This window comes from Lysobacter sp. N42 (assembly GCF_004344885.1).
In genome coordinates, this window is sequence record NZ_SKFB01000001.1 from 246,085 (window position 1) to 268,056 (window position 21,972).

Consider the following 21,972-nt stretch of genomic DNA (forward strand, 5'->3'; position numbering starts at 1 on the left):
TATAATACCGAAAACTTTGTCGACAGGAAGAAAACATGTTTGAGAATTTAAGTGAACGTCTCTCGCAAACTTTAAAGAATATTAGCGGGCGCGGGCGTCTTACTGAAGACAACATCAAAGATACTTTACGTGAAGTGCGAATGGCGCTGTTAGAAGCCGATGTTGCACTTCCTGTAGTAAAAGACTTTATTGCTAAGGTTAAAGAGCGTGCACTGGGTGTAGAGGTCAATAAAAACCTTAACCCTGGGCAAGTATTTGTAAAAATTGTTCGCACCGAGCTAGAAGTAGCCATGGGCGAAGCAAATGTACCGTTAGACCTGTCTACTCAACCTCCGGCCGTAATCATGATGGCGGGCTTGCAAGGCGCGGGTAAAACCACAAGTGTGGGTAAGCTTGCGCGTCATTTGCGAGAGAAACAAAAGAAAAAAGTTTTGGTGGTGAGTGCCGACGTGTACCGCCCAGCAGCGATAGCGCAGCTAGAGCGATTGGCGGAAGAGGTTGAAGTTGAGTTTTTCCCTTCAAGCACAGAACAAAAGCCAGTAGATATTGCTAACGCTGCAATTGCGCACGCGAAGAAAAAGTTTCTTGATGTTGTATTGGTGGATACCGCTGGTCGATTAGCGGTTGATCAAGAAATGATGGAGGAAATTAAAAACCTTCATCAAGCCATTACGCCGATCGAGACTTTATTCGTGGTTGACGCCATGACAGGTCAAGACGCGGCAAACACAGCGAAAGCGTTTAACGAAGCTCTACCGCTTACTGGTGTCATTCTTACTAAAATTGACGGTGATGCACGTGGCGGTGCTGCGCTTTCTATTCGTCATATCACGGGTAAACCCATTAAGTTCCTTGGTGTTGGTGAGAAAAACACTGCGCTAGAGCCATTCCATCCAGACCGTATCGCTGGTCGTATTTTGGGTATGGGCGATGTCCTGAGTCTTATCGAGGAAGTTGAACAAAGAGTCGATAAGGAAAAAGCCGAAAAAGTTGCCAAAAAGGTCATGAAAAGCGGGAAGTTTAGTTTAGAAGACTTTCGTGAGCAGCTGGCGCAAATGCGGAATATGGGTGGCATGATGGGACTAATGGATAAGTTGCCAGGCATGGGACAAATGGCGGGCAAAATGCAGGGGCAACTAGACGACAAGTCGACCTTGCGCATGGAAGCCATTATTAGCTCTATGACCGCGCAGGAACGAAATCATCCTGACATTATTAAAGGCTCAAGAAAACGCAGAATCGCTGCTGGCTCTGGTGTCCAAGTACAAGATGTGAACCGCTTATTAAAGCAGTTCACGCAAATGCAAAAAATGATGAAGAAGATGAAAGGCGGCGGCATGGCTAAAATGATGCGCCAAATGGGCGGAAAAATGCCGCCTGGAATGTTTCCTGGTGGCCGTTAATCAGCCTTTTTACTTGCTTTTTGGCGAAAAATCCGTAGAATCGTGCGACCTCTCAATCTAGGTTGAGGGGTACTTTAACTTTGAACATTCATTTTGCAGTTGAAAAATTGCAAACCAGAACTAATTGAGGACGGTAATGGTAACCATTCGTTTACAACGGGGTGGCGCGAAAAAGCGTCCATTCTACCAAATGGTTGTTACTGACAGTCGTAATGCTCGTGATGGGCGTTTCATCGAAAATGTCGGTTTCTTTAACCCTCTGGCTCGTGGCCAGGAAGAAAAACTACGTATTGACTTAGGTCGCGTTGATCATTGGTTAGGCCAAGGTGCCCAACTTTCTGATCGTGTAGCGAAACTTGTTCGCGAACACAAAGCAGCAGCCTAAGGTTAAATATTCGATGACTTCAGACGCAGTAAAGGACGAAGATCTCGTAGTTTTAGGAACGCTTGGTGCTGTTTACGGGATCAAGGGTTGGCTTCGAATCAACGCGTTTACGGACGAAGCATCAGGAATATTTGAATATGCACCGTGGTTTATTGGCCGTAAAGGTGCATGGCAACAAACTGAAGTCAGCCAATGGCGCTGGCATAATAAAGGTTTAGTTGCGAAATTAGCGGGAATTGAAGACCGAGACGCAGCAGCGCTGTTAACGGGTATGGAGATTGCCGTACCGGCAAGTGAATTGCCGGAGCTTGAAGAGAACGAATTTTATTGGCGTGATCTTGCAGGCATGCGTGTTGTAAATGAAAAAGGTTACGACATGGGTGTTGTGGATCACTTACTGTCCACAGTTGCTAACGACGTTTTAGTGGTAACTGCAAACAGTAACGATGCCTTCGGAAAGCGTGAACGTTTGATTCCGTTTATTCAGTCTCAATATGTGACTGAAGTAAACAAAGAGTCGAACACGATAACGGTAGACTGGCCTGCGGATTTCTAATGGCTAATGAACTACACGTTGGGGTGGTTACACTGTTTCCGGAAATGCTAAGTGCAATTACGGAATACGGCGTAACACGACGCGCAGTTAAAGAAGGTTTGCTTTCAGTAGACGCGTGGAATCCTAGAGATTACACAACTGACAAGCATCGTACCGTGGACGACCGGCCTTATGGTGGTGGTCCTGGAATGCTCATGATGGTAGAGCCTTTAAGAGCGGCGATAGCCGACGCAAAGCAAGCTATTCAAGAGAGCTCTGGTACGAAACCCAAAGTGATTTATTTGTCGCCGCAAGGTCGACGCTTAGATCAAAAGGGTGTTGTTGGTTTAAGTCAAACTCGTTCGCTGGTTCTCGTAGCTGGGCGTTACGAAGGAATTGACGAGCGTGTTATTGAAAGCGATATCGACGAAGAGTGGTCGATTGGCGATTTTGTGCTTTCGGGCGGAGAGTTACCGGCGATGGTTCTTATCGATGCATTGGCAAGGCAGGTTCCTGGTGTATTGGGACATAACGACTCAGCGCAAGAGGACTCTTTTGCAAACGGGCTGTTAGACTTCCCACAGTACACGAGACCTGAAGTTCTTGATGGCAAATCGGTGCCTGCTGTATTACTCAGCGGACATCATGAAGAAATTAACAGGTGGCGGTTAACACAGTCTTTAAAAAGAACGTGGGAACGGCGACCCGACTTAATCAATGACCTAGCTCTGACTGACGAGCAACGAGATATTTTGGCGAAAATTGTCGACCAAGAAGAACGTTAATCGGGTGGTTTATCTAGGAGGAGAAAACAGATGGCTAAAGTAAATAAAGCTATTCTTCTTGAGCTCGAAAACGAGCAATTGAAGCAAGATGTACCGGAGTTCGCTCCAGGTGACACCATTATCGTCAATGTTAAAGTTAAAGAAGGTAACCGTGAGCGTGTACAGGCCTTTGAAGGTGTTGTAATTCGTAAGCGTAACCGTGGTTTACACAGTGCTTTTACAGTTCGTAAAGTATCTAGTGGTGAAGGCGTAGAGCGTACGTTCCAAACTCACAGCCCATTAATCGACAGCGTGAAAGTTAAGCGTCGTGGTGCTGTACGTCGTGCGAAACTTTACTATCTTCGCGAGCGTAGCGGTAAATCTGCACGTATCAAAGAAAAGTTGGGTTAATTCTCGACACGAAAATCCCGGCACTTGCCGGGATTTTTTTTGTCTGTACACTGGCAAATATGAATAAAGAAGCCATACAAACCGCTGTAGAAACTATTCTTTTGGCACAAGTGGGTTCGCTAAAGGAATTTGAGCTTATTCAAAAATTACAATCTCCGCCCTATGAAATTTTGAGTAAGAAAGCTTTACACGGAGAGCTTTCACTCTTTCAAACCCACTTCTTAGTTTTCCATTGCTTATATAAAATTCGCCAACAATGGCGGAAAGAGCAGTTCCTTGATTTGAATATTGACGCTTTAGATATTCGGTTAATGCCATACGACGCCGGGCAGTCGGGTTTAGTTGTCGAAGATAAACTTGAAAAATACTATCTCGACTGGGATGAGTGGGAAAAAACTACACAAGCCGATGTGGAATCTTTACTGAATCAATTCTGGTCAGGGTTTATCGAAGAGAGTCGCCCGCCCAGTGTGTCTAAAGATGATGCATTAGTGACACTTTCTCTGGAAGCCTTGCCAAGTAAAAAGTCCGAATTAAAGGATGCATATCGGCGAGCAATTCATCGTACTCATCCCGACAAAGGTGGAAGCGCAGAAGAAGCCCAAGCCGTGCAACTAGCCTATGAGTCACTGCTGTTTTACGTTTAAGTCGTTATAGGTATTGTTGCATCACTTCGTCTAAAGCGTCTGGGGAAACGGGCTTATGGAGCGTATGGTTCATTCCTGCTTCTCGGCATGCGTTTAGCTCGTTAGAACTCTGATGGCCGGTAAGCGCAATGATTGGAGTGTGTATAAACGCCTCTTGCGTACGCAGCTTTTCGCAGACTTCCGCACCGTTTAGCTTAGGCATTTCATAATCTAAGATAATTAGCGATGGGGTACATGATTGAGCCTTTTCTAAAGCTTCCTCGCCATCGCCCGCAGTTACAATTTGGCACTCGTAAGAGCTTAGCATTGCTTTAAGTACTTCAAGGCTAATAAAGTCGTCATCTGCAATTAAAACAGAATTCATGGCTTGTCCAAATTTGCTTAGTGGCCCTTCAGACTATCATAGCTATATCTAAAATGAGAACTACCCCAAAAGCCATGTTAGCCATGCTGCATTCACAGCAAGCAATAAGTAACCCCACCAGCCAGATACGAGGCGAACTTGAGGTGCGGGGGAAATAGCCTTTTTTCCGTGAATCATGGCCATAGCGAGAGGTTTGCCTAGAAATCTATAAGCTATGATTGCTGAAATATGAAGAATGATGAGTATTTTTAGGACTGACCACAATGAGTGGTGAATTGAAGTAAGCGTATAAGCTAGGTCGGTGCTTACCCAAGGGGCTAAAGGCCCGCGAAAGAATATACCATCGTCTGTAAACAAGCCTGTTATTCCTTGGCTCAGAATGATGACCAGCATGAGTAATACAGACCAACCACCTAGCGGGTTGTGGGTAACACCAAGATCTTTTTGCGTTTCAGATTTAAAATTCTTAATGTAGTTTAAGGTCGCTTTGGGTGAGCTTATAAAATAACTGAAGCGAGCGTTTTCACTTCCGATAAAGCCCCAAATAAAACGAGTGAGTACGAGTGAAAGCATGAGAACACCAATTTGCTGGTGTAAATCGACGTATTCCGGTTTACCGCCGGTAAACCATAAACATAGAATACCGATAATTAGAAGGCCGTGAAAACCACGTATAAATCCGTCCCAAACTTTCACAAGTACAACTCCTTTGTTGATTTAGTCAGCGCGGTAATTGTTATGGCATTCACGGCACGTTTGTACGGTAGCCATAAATTTCGCTCTTATCTGACCCATATTGTCGTCTTCGGCGGCTAACGCTAACTCTGCAGATGCGTCTACTAAAGCTTGTGCTTTTTGTTCAAAGTCACTCCAGTCTTCCCAGATTTCTGGCAGTGCGTCAGTGCCTTCGCTAGTGTTTGCACCCGCGCCGGTAAAGCCGTCCCATGGAATATGTGCTAAGTGAGATAAGTTTTTACTTTTCTGCGCGAATACTGCGGCGTCAAATTCAACATCGCCACGCACCATGTCAGCCATAACGCCGAAGTTGGCGCGAATAAGTTGTAATGCGCTTTGGCGATACTCGATAGCGTCTTGTGCTTCATCCGATTGTGCCAGCGCGGAGGTTGCACTGCTTAATAATAGAACTGTTAAGCCACTTGCTAAAAGCTTATTGAATTTACCTTTCATAGAACATCTCCTGAATGCCTTAGCATTGATGGGTTGAAATTGTATTCCTTTCGTATGACAAGATTATGGCATTTTTTTGGTCGTTCTGTGCTATCCATTCGTCTACGAAGACTTGCTATTCTTCTCAATATAAAGGAGAAATGGGTGTATTAAAATTTCTTGTGAGGAAAAACACATGAGGGGAAAGTTTCAGTTAGCTGCATTGAGTGTTTTGTTAGGAACCTTTCCGGCATTGGCAGATCAAACCACGCCAGTGCAAGGAATTCATAACAACAATCCTTCCGTTGTAGCGTTAACTAACGCAACTATTATCACCGAGCCTGGTGAGCGTATCGAGAATGCAACGCTTGTGGTTCAAGACGGCTTAATTCAGAGCATTGAACGAAGTAATCGAGCTCCTTCTGGAGCGCGTGTTGTAGACGCTACAGGTTACACCGTATATCCAGGTTTTATTGACGCTTACAGTAATTACGGTGTTGAGCAGCCAGGTGATCGTCCACGAGGTGGCAGAAGCAATGCTCCTGTTTATACGAATGAGCGCCAAGGCGGTAATGCGAGTAATGCAGCGGTGCACGCAGAACAGCAGTGGTTCGAAACAGTAACTCCTGATGCTAGCGAAGCACAGTCTTATGTACAGCATGGCTTTACCTCTGTGCAGTCGGTAAGAATGGACGGCATTTTCCGAGGCCGAACCACGACGCTTTCTCTTGCCGATAAACTACCAAACGACATTATTTATAATGCTGTGGGCCACCATGCAGCATCTTTTGACAAAGGTAGCTCAAGTCAACAGTACCCCAACTCTCTTATGGGTAGCATAGCGTTGATTCGTCAAACGCTTTCTGACGCTGCTTGGTATGCAGAAGCTGCAGGCTTAAACACTTTACAGGGCCCTGTAGAGTTTAATAGCGCGTTGGATAGCTTGAAAAGTTTGAATTCAGAGCGCGTCATTTTTGAAGCCTCTGATGATTTAAATCTTTTAAGAGCACGTCGTGTGTTTGCTGAGTTCTCAGTGCCTTTTACTGGTGTCGGTTCAGGTTTCGAGTATTCTCGAATTGATGAAATTAAAGCAGCCGATTTAGACCTAATTCTTCCGGTAAACTTCCCAGCAGCTCCAGAAATGGGTGATCAGTTCTCTGAACTAGACGTTTCTCTTGCTGACTTGCGTCACTGGGAGCGTGCTCCAGCTAACGCAGCGGCTTTGGAGCAAGCTCAAGTGCGCTTCTCGTTCACGATGCACGGTTTAGACAACAAACGAGACTTTTGGAAAAATATCCGCAAAGCAGTGGATTATGGATTGTCTGAGCGACAAGCTCTGGCCGCGTTAACCACAATTCCAGCAGCACAAGCAGGTGTGTCAGGGCAGGTGGGGCGAATTTCTCCAGGATATCGCGCTGACTTTGTTGTGGCTCGTGGAAACTTATTTGAAGACGGGGAAATTGTCTCCGTTTGGTTGCAGGGTGAAGAACAAGAAATTGGTAACATGCATCCGGTTTCTTTCTCTGGTGAATATGCAATGTCGCTGTTTGACCATGACCTTAGCCTGACAGTAAGTGACTCTGGAAGAGTAAGCGCGACGTTAAAGATTTCTGAAGATGAAGAAATTTCAGTACGTGACGCTCGCGTTGAAGACGACAAGTTGAAGTTTTTGGCAGACCTTTCCGCTTTAGATATGCCGGGGACTTATCGTTTCGAATTAGAAAGGGAAACCGTTACTACACTAGCTGGCCGAGCGCAGAGTGCTGGTGGGGCGTTAGACACTATCGTGGCAACGAGCACTGCAAATGATGAGGAAAGTAGCGCTTCTGAGCAAAACTCAGGAGATGCGCAACAGCCTGTGGAGTTCGTTAGCCGTTTAACTTATCCAAATGTAGGTTTTGGTCGCGAAAGTCAGCCAGAGCAAATGAATCTTCATATTCGTAACGCCACGATTTGGACAGCAGACGACCAAGGTGTATTGGAAAACGCTGATATGTTGGTGCGCGACGGACGTATCCATCGTATTGGTCGCGACTTGTCTACGCCTCGTGGTTATGAAGTTATCGATGCGACCGGTATGCATGTGACACCAGGTATGGTTGATGAGCATTCTCATATTGCTATCTCGCAAGGTGTAAACGAGGGTACAGAAGCCGTTACTGCAGAAGTTCGTATTGGTGACGTTGTTAACCCAGATGACATTCATATTTACCGCTCTCTGGCTGGTGGAACAACAGTAGCTCACTTGTTACATGGTTCGGCTAACCCGATTGGTGGACAAGGCCAAGCGATTAAATTGCGATGGGGCGAGAGTGCCGAAGGACTGAAGTTCGACCAAACACCGCCAACTATCAAAATGGCGCTTGGTGAGAACGTGAAACAAAGTAACTGGGGTGACTTATACACCGCACGTTACCCTCAAACGCGTATGGGTGTAGCAGCGATTATGCGTGACTACTTCCAGACCGCACAAGAATATACAGAAGCTCAAGAGCAGTATGCCGACTTAAGCCGTTCAGAGAGACGCAGAACTGCGCCGCCTCGCACGAACTATCGACTGCAAGCTCTAGCTGAAATTCTGCAGGGTGAGCGTTTTACTCACGTACACAGCTATGTGGCATCAGAAGTGTTGTCGTTGCTAACTGTTGCTGAAGACCTTGGTTTTAGAATTCAAACGTTCACGCATATTCTTGAAGGCTATAAAGTAGCAGAAGAACTTGCGGAACATGGCGCCGGCGCCTCAACATTCGCCGACTGGTGGGCCTTTAAGTTTGAGGCCTATGACGCTATTCCATTTAACGCTTGTTTAATGATGGAACAGGGCGTGTTAACGAGTATTAACTCTGACAGCCGTGACTTGCAGCGCCGTTTGAATACCGAAGCTGCTAAATCTGTTCGTTATTGCGATATGGATGAGCATGAAGCTTTAAAAATGGCGACTATTTATCCTGCAATGCAGCTTCGCATTGACGAGTACGTGGGTAGCTTAACGCCGGGTAAACATGCGGACTTTGTGATTTGGAACGAACATCCGTTGTCTGCCTATGCGCAACCACAACAAACTTGGATTGAAGGGCGTAAGTACTTTGACCGTAGTGATGATTTAGCACAACGAGCATTGATCGCTGAAGAGCGAGAAATGCTCATTGAAGCTGTACTTAATGCAGGACAGGAAGCTCACCGCGGTGCACGTGGAGGTTATCGTCAGGCACAGCCAGAATGGCATTGTAACGACAACCATGATGTTTGGTTGGAAGATATTTATCATAGTCACGCGCTTGAGCAGGCAACGAGGGAGCTACACTAATGAAAAAGTTTATATTTAGTATTATCGCATGTGTTTCTTTCTCAGTGAGTGCTCACAACATAGCTCCGGGAAGTTCATCAGAGCAGTCTATTTTGTTACAGGGTGGAACCGTCCATACGGTTTCTAGCGGTACTTACCCTGAAACAGATATTCTAATGACCGGCGACACTATTACCGCTATAGGTCGAGACATCACTGCACCAGAAGGAACACGCGTTATTGATGTTTCAGGCCAGCATATTTACCCTGGTCTGATCGCTATAGACACAACCTTGGGTTTAATTGAGCTAGAACAAGCTCGACCTACCGACGACGTGGAAGAAGTGGGTGACGTGACGCCGGAAGTGGTTGCGCACCATGCATTTAACGCCGACTCCGAGATCATTCCTACGGTTCGCTACCTAGGTATTACTCATTCGTTGATCGTCCCTGAAGGAGACCTTGTGCGAGGTCAGTCTAGCTTAATGCACCTTGATGGTTGGAACTGGCAAGATGCACTGCAATTGGGCTCGCTGGGAATGCATGTAACTTGGCCTAGAACCGGTTTAAACAATGCGTGGTGGGAGTGGAGAACTCCAGCACAGCAACGTGAAGCAAATGCCGAAGCTCGCCGTGAACTCCAAGACGTGTTTACAACTGCTGAGGCTTATCATCATGCTCGTACAAGCGGCAACCAAGACCGTATCGATCAACGCTGGGAAGCTATGCGAGGTTTGTTTTCAGGTGACATGAAGCTATTTATTCACGCCAATGATCGTCGTCAAATTGAAGAAGCCCTCGCGTTCAATGCAGAGTATGGCTTTGACATGGTACTTGTAGGTGGACGTGACGCTTGGATGATGACCGACGTACTGGTTGAAAATGACCTTCCAGTTGTCTTTACATCCCCTTACGGTTTGCCTGCTCGTGAAGACGAAGCTTATGACACGGCATATGCTACACCGGCTAAGCTCTATGAAGCTGGTGTTCAATTTGCGATAGGTTACGCCGGTTACTGGGACAGTCGTAACTTAGCTTTCGGTGCGGGTAATGCCGTAGCGTACGGTCTTGAATACCAACAAGCATTGCGTTCAATTACGCTGTCTGCAGCCGAGATTCTGGGTGTTGAAGATACTCTAGGCTCGATTCAAGTAGGTAAGCAGGCGACGTTGATTGTGTCTCGCGGCGACGTTCTTGATCACCTTGGACAAGACCTGTCAATGATGTTTATAGAAGGGCGAGAAGTAGAACTTACAAGTAAGCAAAAGCAATTGTTCGAGAAGTACCAAGAGAGAATAACGGAATAAGTAATTTATTCGTTATCTAACAATTGTTTTAGTGTTCTACGCAAGATTTCTGGTGCGAATGGTTTATCGGTTAAAGCATTCACACCAGCTTGCTCAATTTGAGTTAACTGTAATTCGTCAGCCCGTGCCGAAACCATAAGAATTGGAATGTGTTCGTGTCCGGGCTGATTTCTCACTGCTTCTGCAAGCTCTCTACCATCCATTTCCGGCATATGATAGTCGGTACAGATTAAGTCAAAGTCATTGTGTTCAGCAGCCGATACACCTTCTTTACCATTCGCGGCTTCTACGATACTCGACACGCCAATACTCTCAAAAACTCGGCGTAAATAATGACGCGATAGATTACTGTCGTCGACAAGTAACACTCTAAGATCTTCCACATCAAAGTGGTCGAGGTTAAAGTCTTCTGGTGCTATAAGGTCTAGCGTGGCGTTTATTGCAGTTTGTAAGTCTTTTGACGTAAAGGGCTTAGGTAATATTGCTATGCAACCGGCTTGTTTGAAGAGTTCTAGATGTTCACGTTTGTGTTCGCTTGAAACCAGCATAAATAGAGTCTGTTCAAGAGCAGGATGCTCGCCAATGAAATGCAGTAAATCCATCGCTTCACCGTCTGCGAAGTACATGGCGCTGGTTACAAGATCCGGTTGGAACGATGGTAATTTCGCTTTAGCTTCTTCAATCGACCCGGCTGACTCTACATGGGTTATGCCTTCTTCTTCTAGATGACGAAGGATAACCTTGCGCTGAACGTCAGAGGGTTCTACAAGAAGAATTGATAACTGGTCAGTCGTTAAATTAGCCATACTTAGGTTCAAAACCCTTTAAACACACATCGTTGTTCTCAGAGAGTATGGCAAACGTCAGAGTTTGACAAGCTTTAAGCATATTCAAAACAGGGGTAGACTAGCAGCATTAGAGCGCATATTTTAATAACAACAGCACTTGAGGTACGAACATGAACCTTTTTACGGAATACTCTAGCGATCGGAAGCAGTTTACCATTCGTGTGAAAGGGAAATTTGACTTTAGTATGGTACAGGAGTTTCGCCAAGCGTACTCTGAGATAGGCAATGAACCCGTTAATATAGTTATCGATTTCCGCGAAACCGAATATATCGACAGTGCCGCATTGGGTATGTTGCTCAATATGCGTAAGGCCTTGGGAACCTCTGCAAAGTCTATTCAGTTGATCAATTGCCGCTCTGAAATCAGAAATATTCTAGATATTTCAAGATTCGACAAGTTGTTTCAAATCGACTAAAGCTTGTGCGTGTTTTAATCGTCGACGACCAGTCTATTATTCGTCACGAACTAGGCACCATGGTTGCTCAGTTTGGTTATACCCCTTTAACTGTAGATAGCGGTTTAGAGGCTATTGAGGTCTATCCGGAATTTAACCCAGACATCGTGTTACTCGACGTTATTATGCCAGGATTAAAAGGCTATGAGGTTGCAGTAGAGCTCAAGAAGCTGGCAGGGCATGTCCATTTACCCATTATATTTATCACAGCACTCGACGACAAAAGAAGCTTGCTTAGAGGATTTGAAGCGGGTGGAGATGACTTCATCAGTAAGCCATTTGATCCTTTAATTTTAAGTGCGAAGTTACGAGCGCACATGCGAACAAGAAGTTTAAGCCAAAGTTTAGAAGAGAAAAATAAGCGGCTAGCGTACTTTAACTCTCGTACTGAGAGAGAGTATCGAATTGTTCAACATATCTTTAGTAACGCGCTGGACAAGAACCTACCGAAACTTAATCAACTTCAATCGTTGTTTCTTCCTCAATCTGAATTTAACGGAGATGTCTTTCTTACCGCGTGTGGGCCACTGGGAAATCTATATTTGTTTTTTGGAGACTTTACAGGCCATGGGCTCGCGGCAGCCATAGGAACATTACCGACGTCACAAACATTTTTCACTATGGCGTCACGAGGTAGTTCAATTACCGAGATAGTTAGCGAACTTAATAAACGGTTGCAGCAACTTTTACCTGAAGATATGTTTTGTGCTGCGGTGGTTATGGAGCTCTCGGCTTCTGGAGAACGGATTTCATATTGGAATGGTGGAATGACGCCACCGGCATTGATTGACCCAGATGGTGGCTTACATAATTATTTGACGCCACAGCACGTTGCGTTGGGTATCCTAGAAAACGAGCAATTCGACTCTGGAATTACCTCTTTCGCCGTAGAGCTAGGTAGTAAAGTTATCCTAACTACAGATGGATTGACTGAGTTCGTGGAGCCTTCGGGTAAAATGATGGGGATGGATGGTGTAATCAATCTGCTCGAAAGACATAGTTACTCTTTTGACAAAATTAAAGAAGATATTTGCGACCGCCTCGAAAACCACCAACAAAAAGACGATATTACGTTAGCGGTATTAGATTGCGTGCCTACGCAACTCAATGTTTCACATACGCCCGAGGCTCTTTCTACCATGCCGTTTGAACTGCGGGTTCATTTGAACGTAGAGCAGATTCGAAGCCATGATCCGGTTACGCGTATATTACGTGCATTTAAAGCCGTAGAGGGTTTCAGAGCTCACGCCACTGCAATATTCACTTTAATGTCGGAAGTATATGTGAATGCCATCGATCATGGTCTTCTGGGTATGGACAGCTCTTTGAAAAACTCCTACGAGGGGTTTGAAAAGTATTACCTTGAGCGGGAGAAGCGGTTAGATAATTTACGAGAAGGTCATGTAGAAATTAACGTAAATTATGTACCTGAAGATAAAAAGATATATTTTGAAGTGACTGATTCAGGGGAGGGGTTAACTAGCCTTCAGCAAAATGAAGCTATTGAATTTTCTGAATTGAGTTATGGCAGAGGTTTGAGCCTCATTAAGGAACTTGCCGCAAATGTAGAATGGTTAAACGAAGGTAAGACTATTCGGGTAAGTTATGACTTGGCCAGGTCAACCACCGGCTAACTTTACGGTATAACCTTCTTGTTCCAGCAATGCCTTGCACACTTCACGCTGATCGCCTTGAATTTCAATGGTAAAGTCTTTCACACTGCCGCCAACACCACATTTCTTTTTAAGCTTTTTAGACAACTGCTTCAGGTCTTCTGAACCTAATTGAAGTCCATCAATCACTGTTACGCCTTTGCCTTTCCGACCCTTAGTTTCTCGACGAATACGAACAATGCCATCACCATCTGGGATGGATTCTGGTTCCTTTTCTTGGTCGATACGTCCGGTGTCAGTGCTGTAAACTAGTTGGCTGAGTTGGTCTTTAAAGCTCATGTACTACCATTTCTTTTTCGGCTGGAATAACTCGTCTAAATCGTCTTTCTTATTACGCTTTTTAGCATCAGCAGCATTAGAGTCTCTGAGTTGCGACATGATTTCTTCGAGTTGAGTGTCGATATAATGCGCCTTTTCAGTTACGTAATCGTCTGTTACCGCTGTGTCTCCTAGCATTTTAACAGCTTTCTCATAGTACTGACGAGCAGAGCCCAACATGTTCGACTTTTTCGCGTTATCACCTCTGCGAACTAAACTCTCTACGCTAATCTTAATAAGGAGCTTTTCGATACGAGTTTCTTCTTCGTGGAAGGTTTGGCTATCGACGCGGTTACGACCGTGTTCAGCACGCAACGTTTGCCTAATTCTTTTTAGTGCTTTAATCATAGTGACAATCTGCTTGTCACCTTCTGGTACGGTAAAGGATTCTAGCAATAGTCCTTTGTCTTCTGGGTTGTATGCCGCAATCGCCTGTTCGTATTCATCTAATCGAGTTTTTAGATCGTTCGACTTGGGTTGAATGTCCACAAGTAGTTTCAGAGCATCGCGAGCTCTAACACGGAGTACTTGAACGATAGATTTGCCTAAGGGGAAGTCGCTACATACTGCAATGAGGTCTTCAGTTTGATCTAATACCCCACGATAGCGCAGCAATTGTTGGCGGCGCTCTAGGTCGGTTTTTTGCTTATGCTGTTGAATCGCGTTTACGCCTACGGCAAGCGCAGATAAAGCGAGTATCAGTATAATTATTATGGTTATAAGCATATTGGCGTTAATCGCTTCCTATTTAATCTAATACTCTACCTGAGTTCATTGTTTTAGGGTAGCCTTAGCGTAAATAAGCTACCTCCTAATGCACTGTCATTACTTAGAAAAATACTGCCATTACGATCTTCCACTTGATGAGCTTGCGCAATCAACTTAGCAAAATATAAGCCCAATCCGGTCCGGCCTGAATCTAATTCCATCGCCTGCGGGCTAGTTCTACTTGCATCGAGCATAGACAGTGGGTAGCCGCTTCCATCGTCTCCAATTTCTATAACTAACTCGTTGTTGATTGTGTCTACACCTATTTCAACCGCAACCTTACTTTTCGCGTAACGTAGAGCGTTAATGATCACATCATTGACTAGAATAAGAATTAAGTTTTGGTCAAAAAACCAACTGCCATCATGCTTAACCGAAGTAGTTAACTCAATTCCATGATGAGCTGCATAAAACTGATTACTCGCCTCAAGCTCTTCCGCTAATTCGTCTAAAAAATGCTCTTCTTTGTTTATTGGAAGCTCATCTTTTTGTTGACGGAAAAGGCTCAGCAGTTGCATTAATCCTGTGTTTAGTCTTTGTGTCTCATAATGAATATCGGCAAGTTGGCGTCGAGGTTGAGGTTTTTCTACTTCTTCAGCCACACTTTCAATAGCTTGCAGCAAAAGAAACAACGAATTTTTCATGTCGTGAACGCTTGCTGCAAGAACGGACGAGAAATCGAGGTTATCGTTTTGTTTGACAGGAGGCATAGATACTGACACTCTCATAAGAATTAGGAATAACAAATCATAGAACAACCTCACGGAATTTCTCATGAAGCTGCAACAGTTGCGTTATATCGTAGAAGTGTTGAATAACAATCTCAATGTTTCTGCAACTGCAGAACACCTTTATACCTCTCAGCCAGGAATAAGCAAACAAGTTCGTATGTTGGAAGATGAACTTGGTATTCAAATTTTTGGACGAAGTGGTAAGCATCTAACGCACGTTACCCCGGCGGGCCAGCAAGTTATCGAGATTGCTCAGAATATTCTAAGCCAGGTAGAGGCTGTAAAGTCTGTAGCGGCTGAGCATACTCACCCGAAGCAAGGTAAGTTGAATATTGCTACTACACACACCCAGGCTCGCTATGCGTTACCCGGTGTAATTCAGGATTTTATAAAAAGATACCCAGATGTAAGCCTACATATGCATCAAGGTTCGCCCTCGCAAATAAGTGAAATGGCGGCGAAAGGTGTTGCCGACTTTGCGATTGCGACAGAGGCACTGCACTTGTATCAAGACCTTATTATGTTGCCTTGTTATCACTGGAATCGCTCGCTGCTGGTTCCAAAGGGACATCCTTTAACCGCGCTTGACACGGTTACAATCAAAGACCTAGCCGAGTACTCATTGGTTACTTATGTTTATGGTTTTACTGGACGTTCGCAACTCGACGAGGCTTTTAACAAAGCACGCTTAGAGCCCAAGATAGTGTTTACAGCGACAGATGCGGACGTGATTAAAACTTATGTTCGTATGGGGTTAGGCGTTGGTGTGTTAGCTACAATGGCTTATGAACCAAGCAGAGACTCTGATTTAGTGGCAATACCCGCAGGGCACTTGTTTGCGCCGAGCACAACCAAAATTGGATTTCGCCGTGGCACCTTTTTACGTGGCTACATGTACGATTTTCTTGAGGGGTTTGCGCCACACCTTACGAAGGATAAAATTGAGCAAGCTATGCCACTTCGACACCAAGAAGATATTGATGCTTTGTTCGATTTAGACAAACTGCCCACGCTTTAACACGTGGGCTTTTGAACCTTACAACTCAGAGTGTTTAGCACTCAGTAATGTTGACCGCTAAACCACCGCGTGCGGTTTCTTTGTATTTTGTCTTCATGTCATTGCCTGTGTCCCACATTGTCTTAATTACTTTGTCTAAAGACACTTTGTGGTCGCCACTGCCTCGAATAGCTAATCGAGCAGCATTAATAGCCTTCACAGCACCCATTGCATTACGTTCAATACATGGAACTTGAACAAGGCCACCCACTGGGTCACATGTTAGGCCTAAGTTGTGCTCCATGCCAATTTCCGCGGCGTTCTCAACTTGGCTAATGTCGCCGCCCATTAATTCAGCTAGCGCGCCTGCTGCCATTGAACAAGCGACACCAACCTCACCTTGGCAACCTACTTCTGCACCTGAAATAGAAGCGTTCTTCTTGTAGAGAATACCGATCGCCGCTGAAGTGAGCAGGAATCTGCAAATTGCGTCATCGTCTAACTTCTCAATGAACTTGTCTGCATAACGCATAACCGCAGGAATAATGCCCGCAGCACCATTAGTCGGAGCTGTAACTACACGACCACCGGCTGCATTTTCTTCGTTCACTGCAAGAGCAAACAGACTCACCCAGTCCATAGCCTGCATAGGATCTGTAGACTTTTCGTTTTTAAGACGCTGATAAAACGCTGGTGCACGACGACGAACTTTCAGTCCACCTGGCAAGATGCCCTCGGTTTTAATTCCGGTGTCGATGCACTGAAACATGGTGTTCCAAATATGGACAAGACCTGAGCGAATTTCGTCTTCGCTTCGGAATACTTTTTCATTCGCCATCATCAAAGAGCTAACACGTAATCCGTTTGTTTTACATTGCTCCATTAACTCGGTTGCCGTGTCAAAGGGATAGGGAATGGGCTTATTGTTCTGCTCAATAGCTTCTTCCAGAGTTTCGTCGAACTCTGCATCACGCACGATAAAGCCGCCACCAATGGAATAATAAAGATCGCTAAACAACTCTTTGTCGTCTTTAAAGAGTATAATTTCCATCGCATTGGCATGTTTAGGCATGGTTTTTCTGCGATGAAATTGAATTGCTCCGCTACGAGGAAACGAAATTTCATGCTTACCGAGCAACTTTAGTGTTTCTTCTTTGTCGACTTGTTCTAAAAAGCTGTCGACTTTAGTTGTGTCACAAGTCTCCGGAGCATCTCCAGCAAGACCCAATATAACGGCTTTCCCGGTACCATGACCTTTACCCGTTTGGCCAAGAGAACCATAGAGCTCGACTTTTATATGAGTAACGTCCGCTAAATTACCTCCTTCATTCTCATATTGCATAAGGAACTCTCGGGCGGCTCTCATTGGGCCAACCGTATGGGAACTTGAAGGGCCAATACCTACTTTGTAAATATCGAAAACACTTATCATATAAATTCTTTTAGTTACTCTTGATGGGTTTGGAAATGAACATGGTGCGTAGTGTGGTGATTTTCAATCAGTATAGCAAGCTTCTAAAACACTGGTCGGTACACTTCTTGGCCAGATGGATTAAGCTGATCGGCTAAGCGGCGAATAATTGCGGCCGTTGCGCCCCAAATCAGACTATTTTGCCATGGAATAAAGTGCACCATTGGATACATGGAATTATTGCGGCTAATTTGCAAATGGTTTGCTTGTTCAACTAATTCCGCAAGCGGAACCACAAGCACTTCTGAAACTTCGTTGGCGTCGGGCACTATTTCAACATGAGTTTCTACGATGCCAATAAAAGGTTGAATAACAAATCGCGTTAAAACGGGCTGCGGAGGTAGTGTACCTATTACATTTACAGCTTCTGGCGCAATCCCCAATTCTTCATGGGTTTCTCTAAGTGCTGTAGCTCTTAAATCTATGTCAGAGGGTTCACGCCGCCCCCCTGGGAAACAAATTTGATTGGCATGGTGTCGCATAAACGCAGGGCGCCGCGTAAGTATCACCTCGAGCTCGCCATTGTTGTCCCGAATAGGCACAAGAACACCGCTTGGCTGCCAGTCTAATTGTGGCCAAGTAGGGTAACTAGGCTGATGAAGAGAAAACCTAGCGTGCAGCTCTTCTAACGTATAGTTTGCCATTCAGTGGGGTTGTTCCATTAAAGGTAAAATTTTAGCAACCTTGTCGAAAGTTTCTCTATATTCAATTTCCGCGGTGGAGTCGATGACAATACCACCACCGGCCCAGCAATAAATATGACCTTCCGTTGTGCAAAGGGTGCGAATAGTTATGCTACTGTCTGCTCGACCATGCCTTGAGAAGTAAGCTAAGCTTCCACAATAAACCGATCGTCGGTGTGGCTCTAACTCTTCAATAATCTCCATCGCTCTTACTTTTGGCGCTCCAGTAATAGAGCCGCCCGGAAACATAGCGCGCATAAGGTCGAAAGCGGAATAATTTGGATTGAGTTCACCTACAACAGTGCTGACTAAGTGATGAACTGCTGGAAAGCTCTCGAGTTTAAAAAGCTCGGGTACATGAACTGTACCTGGCATACAAACGCGACTCATGTCATTGCGAAGTAGATCTGCAATCATGAGATTCTCAGCACGGTCTTTCTCACTTGCCAATAGCGCTTGAGCTTCGGCTTGGTCTTGTTTTTCGGAACTGCCTCGGGGGCGAGTTCCCTTTATGGGGCGTGTTTGAACATGCTTGTTGTCTGTCACCTTCACAAAGCGCTCGGGTGATAGGCTCAGTACAGCACCGTCATTCAGTTGAATATAGCCTGAGAACGGAGCTTTGTTGTGGCTTCTAAGGTGACAATACGCAGACCAACTGGAGCCCTGAAAGGATGCTTGGAAACGTTGTGCAAAGTTGATTTGATACGCGTCCCCAGCCTTCAAGTACTCAATTATTTGCTCAAATTGCTTTTCATATTCAGGCTGAGTCATGTTGCTTTGCCAAGCCGAGGTAAGTTGAAAACTATCGCTTGATTCTTGCTGATACGGTGTTTGCCAAAACTCTATTTCACTGTCGCGGGTGCTTTGCTTTGGAGATACAGCAAAGACTTTTTGGTGTTTGTGGTCTAAAACCAATGCTCGCTGATAAATGCCAAAACATGCGTCAGGTAAATTAATGTCGTGCTTTGCTTTTGTAGGCAAACGTTCAATAGTTCTGCCCATGTCGTATCCAATGTAACCCAAAGCCCCACCTAAAAACGGTAGGTCGCTGTTTTCCATGGAAGTACTTTCTAACGATTCGTTCTCTAGCGACAAGTTTTCGCTAAGTGGATGCACTAAGCTTTCTAAGGTTTCGAAAAACTCAGCTTGGGCGATAGATTTGCCATCCACAAAAGTAACCCCATTTCTACTCTCGATTACTTGGTAAGGCTTTCGTACCAGAATGTCGAAACGACTGTCTGGATGATTTGAATTGGCAGAATCAAAAAGCATGGCATAAGGTTCGTTAGCGAACCGCGAGAAAACTTCTAATGCTTTTCCCCATTTAGCGTAGGGCAATTCAATCAATTTTATTGTATTTGATGACATGGACCTGCTTCTAACGACTGGCGAGAACACGACGAAGAGAGTATCATACCGCACACTTTTCGGCATTAAATCGATACATCATTAGCGTGCAATGATGTTTGTATACAGGAGGTCTAAATGACTGTTATTCGTCAGCAGGACTTTATTGATTCAATTGAAGACGCACTCCAATTTATTTCTTACTACCACCCAATCGACTTTGTTGAAGCGCTTGCTGAAGCATACGAAAAAGAGCAAAGCGAAGCGGCAAAAAATGCTATTGCACAAATGCTCGTGAATTCACGCATGTCGGCGCAAGGGCGCAGACCTTTGTGTCAAGACACCGGTATCGTTACCTGCTTCGTCAAAGTAGGTATGGGTGTGAGCTGGGACAAAACTGACTTAACTGTTCAAGAAATGGTTGATGAAGGAACGCGACGCGCATACACCAATGCAGATAATCCATTGCGAGCTTCGATTGTGGCAGACCCAACAGGGGCAAGAAAAAACACCAAAGACAACACACCGTCGGTGGTGCATATCGATATGGTGCCGGGTGACGAAATTGAAGTCATGATTGCCGCCAAAGGTGGCGGGTCAGAGAACAAAACCAAAATGGCGATGTTGAATCCTAGCGATAACATTGCTGACTGGGTAGTAGAAACCTTGCCGAAAATGGGTGCAGGTTGGTGTCCTCCTGGAATATTAGGCATTGGTGTTGGCGGTACAGCAGAGAAGTCTGCAGTTCTGGCTAAAGAGTCGTTAATGGAACCTGTAGACATTCAGGAACTTATTGCGCGCGGACCACAAAATGCCGAAGAAGAGTTGCGCTTAGAAATCTACGAACGTGTCAACAAGCTTGGTATCGGTGCTCAAGGTTTAGGCGGTTTAACTACAGTCGTTGACGTAAAGATTAATTCTTTGCCAACGCATGCGGCATCTAAGCCTGTAACCATGATTCCGAACTGTGCGGCTACGCGCCATGTTCATTTCCACCTTGACGGTTCAGGGCCGGCTCATTTAGAGCCTCCTAAATTAGAAGATTGGCCGGACATTACCTTTGAAGTGGGCGACAATGCACGCCGTGTAAACTTAGATGAGTTAACGCGAGAAGACATCGCCTCTTGGAAGATGGGCGAAACTGTATTGTTGTCGGGTAAATTACTGACCGGCCGTGACGCTGCTCACAAACGCATTAAAGAAATGTTAGACAAGGGTGAAGAGCTACCTGTCGATTTTACTAACAAGTTCATTTACTACGTGGGTCCAGTTGACCCTGTAGGCGACGAAGTTGTTGGACCTGCAGGGCCGACAACTTCTACTCGCATGGATAAGTTCACCGACATGATGCTGGACCAAACCGGTATTTTAGGCATGATCGGTAAAGCTGAACGGGGCCAAGCAACGGTAGAGAGTATCGCGAAACATAAAGCGGTTTATCTAATGGCCGTTGGTGGTGCAGCTTACCTTGTTGCGAAAGCAATCAAAAAGGCTGAGGTAGTAGCATTTGAAGACTTGGGAATGGAAGCTATTTACGAGTTTGAAGTAGAAGATATGCCAGTAACTGTTGCTGTAGACAGTAATGGACAAAATGCTCACCAACAAGGACCTGCAATTTGGTCAGTGAAAATTGCCGAATTAGAAAACGCCTAAAATTTTCTGAATTTTTTTGATAAAAGAGCGGCTTCAATAGCCGCTCTTTTCGATCTCAACGGGAATATTTTTGGTGCGGTTCGTCGTTATGGGACGTTTTACAGCTCGAATGAATGCGCAGGTTAGTGGCTTATCCTGAATCGGAAGAGTTAACCATAAGTAGCGAATTTTTTGCTTCGAGTGCGCAATTTTTAATGTGACTTGCTGTGGCACATGAGTTTTTTCACATTGCAGCATGGCATACAGTAAACGGTCGCGCTGGCAAGGCTCATACCAACTCAAAAATTGTTGTAGATTTTGTTTGGTGCCATACCGTGGGGACTCGTCGTGAAGTTCTGAAGCTTGATCAGACCAAAAGCAGAGCTGCTTTTGAGCTTCAAAAATCATAAAGCCAAGAGGCTCGTCTTGGTCATGTTGTATGGGAATGATAAAAGCGAAGATATGATGTCCGCCGGCGTCTAGCTTGGTCATGAGTAATGTACCCACTTGTACTTCTCGAGCTGTATTCAGATATGCAATAGACTGCCCCTTGTGCGGAAGGGCTTTACTTTCGAAGTCGGGCTGGTTGAGGCAGTAGTCGTGCCAGCATGTGCGGGTTGGCGTAGTGCGTACACGTTCGCACTGATTGTTTACCGCTAATACAAAACCTTTTTGGCTTAATATAAATGCGGGTAAACACTCATCTTCTAATGTCCGCAACAACGCGTTGTAGCGGGTTTCGTACTGTGATTGAATCATCCTTAATTCCTCTTGCTGCTG

At 45.1% G+C, this 21,972-nt stretch carries 23 protein-coding genes; 12 read left to right on the plus strand and 11 right to left on the minus strand.

Annotation, left to right across the window (positions count from 1 at the left end):
* Positions 1-35 precede the first annotated feature (35 nt).
* From ffh to EYQ95_RS01325, 6 genes are all read left to right on the plus strand, one after another.
* Positions 36-1,403 carry a signal recognition particle protein gene (gene ffh / locus EYQ95_RS01300; RefSeq protein WP_111914591.1) on the plus strand — a complete coding sequence of 456 codons (1,368 nt, stop codon included), beginning with the start codon at positions 36-38 and terminating at the stop codon, positions 1,401-1,403.
* 136 nt (positions 1,404-1,539) lie between these two features.
* Positions 1,540-1,788 (plus strand): 30S ribosomal protein S16, encoded by a 249-nt coding sequence (gene rpsP / locus EYQ95_RS01305; RefSeq protein ID WP_111914590.1) that lies wholly within the window; start codon positions 1,540-1,542, stop codon positions 1,786-1,788.
* A gap of 13 nt (positions 1,789-1,801) precedes the next feature.
* A complete protein-coding gene (gene rimM, locus EYQ95_RS01310; RefSeq protein ID WP_111914589.1) occupies positions 1,802-2,344 on the plus strand; it encodes a ribosome maturation factor RimM in 543 nt (180 codons plus the stop codon).
* Positions 2,344-3,108 (plus strand): tRNA (guanosine(37)-N1)-methyltransferase TrmD, encoded by a 765-nt coding sequence (gene trmD / locus EYQ95_RS01315; protein ID WP_111914588.1) that lies wholly within the window; start codon positions 2,344-2,346, stop codon positions 3,106-3,108. The genes rimM and trmD overlap by 1 nt, the downstream gene beginning before the upstream one ends.
* A 30-nt stretch (positions 3,109-3,138) precedes the next feature.
* Positions 3,139-3,498 (plus strand): 50S ribosomal protein L19, encoded by a 360-nt coding sequence (gene rplS, locus EYQ95_RS01320; protein ID WP_111914587.1) that lies wholly within the window; start codon positions 3,139-3,141, stop codon positions 3,496-3,498.
* A 59-nt stretch (positions 3,499-3,557) separates the two neighbouring features.
* Complete coding sequence (locus tag EYQ95_RS01325; protein ID WP_111914586.1) at positions 3,558-4,145, plus strand: DNA-J related domain-containing protein; 588 nt, start codon at positions 3,558-3,560, stop codon at positions 4,143-4,145.
* A 4-nt stretch (positions 4,146-4,149) separates the two neighbouring features.
* Here the strand turns inward: EYQ95_RS01325 and EYQ95_RS01330 are convergent, their stop codons facing one another.
* From EYQ95_RS01330 to EYQ95_RS01340, 3 genes are read right to left on the minus strand one after another with little or no spacing between them, the layout of a single operon-like run.
* Entirely contained in the window at positions 4,150-4,509 is a 360-nt protein-coding gene (locus EYQ95_RS01330; protein ID WP_111914585.1) for a response regulator, read from the minus strand.
* Between the two features lie 60 nt (positions 4,510-4,569).
* On the minus strand, positions 4,570-5,205 hold the full coding sequence (locus tag EYQ95_RS01335; protein WP_165831934.1) for a cytochrome b/b6 domain-containing protein: 636 nt from the start codon (positions 5,203-5,205) through the stop codon (positions 4,570-4,572).
* A 21-nt stretch (positions 5,206-5,226) separates the two neighbouring features.
* Positions 5,227-5,697 (minus strand): cytochrome c, encoded by a 471-nt coding sequence (locus EYQ95_RS01340; RefSeq protein WP_111914583.1) that lies wholly within the window; start codon positions 5,695-5,697, stop codon positions 5,227-5,229.
* A gap of 175 nt (positions 5,698-5,872) precedes the next feature.
* On the opposite strand from EYQ95_RS01340, the gene EYQ95_RS01345 reads away from it, so the two are divergent.
* The gene (locus EYQ95_RS01345) at positions 5,873-8,983 is read left to right on the plus strand and encodes an amidohydrolase family protein (protein WP_111914582.1); all 3,111 of its coding nucleotides are present in this window, start codon (positions 5,873-5,875) and stop codon (positions 8,981-8,983) included.
* Positions 8,983-10,269 (plus strand): amidohydrolase family protein, encoded by a 1,287-nt coding sequence (locus EYQ95_RS01350; RefSeq protein ID WP_111914581.1) that lies wholly within the window; start codon positions 8,983-8,985, stop codon positions 10,267-10,269. The genes EYQ95_RS01345 and EYQ95_RS01350 overlap by 1 nt, the downstream gene beginning before the upstream one ends.
* A gap of 5 nt (positions 10,270-10,274) precedes the next feature.
* Here EYQ95_RS01350 and EYQ95_RS01355 read toward each other — a convergent pair whose 3' ends face one another.
* Complete coding sequence (locus EYQ95_RS01355; protein WP_111914580.1) at positions 10,275-11,075, minus strand: response regulator; 801 nt, start codon at positions 11,073-11,075, stop codon at positions 10,275-10,277.
* A 152-nt stretch (positions 11,076-11,227) separates the two neighbouring features.
* Here EYQ95_RS01355 and EYQ95_RS01360 point away from each other — a divergent pair, with 152 nt between their 5' ends.
* A complete protein-coding gene (locus tag EYQ95_RS01360; protein WP_111914579.1) occupies positions 11,228-11,533 on the plus strand; it encodes an STAS domain-containing protein in 306 nt (101 codons plus the stop codon).
* 5 nt (positions 11,534-11,538) lie between these two features.
* The gene (locus EYQ95_RS01365; RefSeq protein ID WP_111914578.1) at positions 11,539-13,206 is read left to right on the plus strand and encodes a SpoIIE family protein phosphatase; all 1,668 of its coding nucleotides are present in this window, start codon (positions 11,539-11,541) and stop codon (positions 13,204-13,206) included.
* Here EYQ95_RS01365 and yciH read toward each other — a convergent pair.
* Genes yciH through EYQ95_RS01380 form a run of 3 tightly spaced genes read right to left on the minus strand, consistent with a single transcriptional unit; the run spans position 13,192 to position 14,975 of the window.
* On the minus strand, positions 13,192-13,524 hold the full coding sequence (gene yciH, locus EYQ95_RS01370) for a stress response translation initiation inhibitor YciH (RefSeq protein ID WP_111914577.1): 333 nt from the start codon (positions 13,522-13,524) through the stop codon (positions 13,192-13,194). The two genes, EYQ95_RS01365 and yciH, sit on opposite strands and share 15 nt — an antisense overlap.
* A gap of 3 nt (positions 13,525-13,527) precedes the next feature.
* On the minus strand, positions 13,528-14,289 hold the full coding sequence (locus tag EYQ95_RS01375; RefSeq protein ID WP_111914576.1) for a hypothetical protein: 762 nt from the start codon (positions 14,287-14,289) through the stop codon (positions 13,528-13,530).
* Positions 14,290-14,342: 53 nt separating this feature from the next.
* Positions 14,343-14,975 carry a sensor histidine kinase KdpD gene (locus tag EYQ95_RS01380; protein WP_207916188.1) on the minus strand — a complete coding sequence of 211 codons (633 nt, stop codon included), beginning with the start codon at positions 14,973-14,975 and terminating at the stop codon, positions 14,343-14,345.
* A gap of 130 nt (positions 14,976-15,105) precedes the next feature.
* Here EYQ95_RS01380 and cysB point away from each other — a divergent pair, with 130 nt between their 5' ends.
* A complete protein-coding gene (cysB, locus tag EYQ95_RS01385; protein WP_111914574.1) occupies positions 15,106-16,080 on the plus strand; it encodes an HTH-type transcriptional regulator CysB in 975 nt (324 codons plus the stop codon).
* A 34-nt stretch (positions 16,081-16,114) separates the two neighbouring features.
* Here cysB and EYQ95_RS01390 read toward each other — a convergent pair whose 3' ends face one another.
* The 3 genes from EYQ95_RS01390 to pabB form a co-directional block, all read right to left on the minus strand.
* A complete protein-coding gene (locus EYQ95_RS01390) occupies positions 16,115-17,491 on the minus strand; it encodes an L-serine ammonia-lyase (protein WP_111914573.1) in 1,377 nt (458 codons plus the stop codon).
* 83 nt (positions 17,492-17,574) lie between these two features.
* A complete protein-coding gene (locus EYQ95_RS01395) occupies positions 17,575-18,174 on the minus strand; it encodes a CoA pyrophosphatase (protein ID WP_111914572.1) in 600 nt (199 codons plus the stop codon).
* Positions 18,175-19,581, minus strand: a complete 1,407-nt coding sequence (pabB, locus tag EYQ95_RS01400; protein ID WP_111914571.1) for an aminodeoxychorismate synthase component I — start codon at positions 19,579-19,581, stop codon at positions 18,175-18,177.
* A gap of 117 nt (positions 19,582-19,698) precedes the next feature.
* On the opposite strand from pabB, the gene EYQ95_RS01405 reads away from it, so the two are divergent.
* A complete protein-coding gene (locus EYQ95_RS01405) occupies positions 19,699-21,213 on the plus strand; it encodes a fumarate hydratase (RefSeq protein WP_111914570.1) in 1,515 nt (504 codons plus the stop codon).
* Positions 21,214-21,246: 33 nt separating this feature from the next.
* Here the strand turns inward: EYQ95_RS01405 and EYQ95_RS01410 are convergent, their stop codons facing one another.
* Complete coding sequence (locus EYQ95_RS01410; protein WP_111914569.1) at positions 21,247-21,951, minus strand: hypothetical protein; 705 nt, start codon at positions 21,949-21,951, stop codon at positions 21,247-21,249.
* Positions 21,952-21,972 lie beyond the last annotated feature (21 nt).

Bases quoted from the DNA above. Each gene is read 5' to 3' on its own strand.
- EYQ95_RS01410 (WP_111914569.1), bottom strand. From the start codon at position 21,951: ATGATTCAATCACAGTACGAAACCCGCTACAACGCGTTGTTGCGGACA.
- rpsP (WP_111914590.1), top strand. From the start codon at position 1,540: ATGGTAACCATTCGTTTACAACGGGGTGGCGCGAAAAAGCGTCCATTC.
- EYQ95_RS01395 (WP_111914572.1), bottom strand. From the start codon at position 18,174: ATGGCAAACTATACGTTAGAAGAGCTGCACGCTAGGTTTTCTCTTCAT.
- ffh (WP_111914591.1), top strand. From the start codon at position 36: ATGTTTGAGAATTTAAGTGAACGTCTCTCGCAAACTTTAAAGAATATT.
- EYQ95_RS01380 (WP_207916188.1), bottom strand. From the start codon at position 14,975: ATGAAAAATTCGTTGTTTCTTTTGCTGCAAGCTATTGAAAGTGTGGCT.
- yciH (WP_111914577.1), bottom strand. From the start codon at position 13,524: ATGAGCTTTAAAGACCAACTCAGCCAACTAGTTTACAGCACTGACACC.
- EYQ95_RS01340 (WP_111914583.1), bottom strand. From the start codon at position 5,697: ATGAAAGGTAAATTCAATAAGCTTTTAGCAAGTGGCTTAACAGTTCTA.
- cysB (WP_111914574.1), top strand. From the start codon at position 15,106: ATGAAGCTGCAACAGTTGCGTTATATCGTAGAAGTGTTGAATAACAAT.
- EYQ95_RS01355 (WP_111914580.1), bottom strand. From the start codon at position 11,075: ATGGCTAATTTAACGACTGACCAGTTATCAATTCTTCTTGTAGAACCC.
- rimM (WP_111914589.1), top strand. From the start codon at position 1,802: ATGACTTCAGACGCAGTAAAGGACGAAGATCTCGTAGTTTTAGGAACG.
- EYQ95_RS01330 (WP_111914585.1), bottom strand. From the start codon at position 4,509: ATGAATTCTGTTTTAATTGCAGATGACGACTTTATTAGCCTTGAAGTA.
- trmD (WP_111914588.1), top strand. From the start codon at position 2,344: ATGGCTAATGAACTACACGTTGGGGTGGTTACACTGTTTCCGGAAATG.
- EYQ95_RS01375 (WP_111914576.1), bottom strand. From the start codon at position 14,289: ATGCTTATAACCATAATAATTATACTGATACTCGCTTTATCTGCGCTT.
- EYQ95_RS01325 (WP_111914586.1), top strand. From the start codon at position 3,558: ATGAATAAAGAAGCCATACAAACCGCTGTAGAAACTATTCTTTTGGCA.
- rplS (WP_111914587.1), top strand. From the start codon at position 3,139: ATGGCTAAAGTAAATAAAGCTATTCTTCTTGAGCTCGAAAACGAGCAA.
- EYQ95_RS01345 (WP_111914582.1), top strand. From the start codon at position 5,873: ATGAGGGGAAAGTTTCAGTTAGCTGCATTGAGTGTTTTGTTAGGAACC.
- EYQ95_RS01360 (WP_111914579.1), top strand. From the start codon at position 11,228: ATGAACCTTTTTACGGAATACTCTAGCGATCGGAAGCAGTTTACCATT.
- EYQ95_RS01405 (WP_111914570.1), top strand. From the start codon at position 19,699: ATGACTGTTATTCGTCAGCAGGACTTTATTGATTCAATTGAAGACGCA.
- EYQ95_RS01390 (WP_111914573.1), bottom strand. From the start codon at position 17,491: ATGATAAGTGTTTTCGATATTTACAAAGTAGGTATTGGCCCTTCAAGT.
- pabB (WP_111914571.1), bottom strand. From the start codon at position 19,581: ATGTCATCAAATACAATAAAATTGATTGAATTGCCCTACGCTAAATGG.
- EYQ95_RS01350 (WP_111914581.1), top strand. From the start codon at position 8,983: ATGAAAAAGTTTATATTTAGTATTATCGCATGTGTTTCTTTCTCAGTG.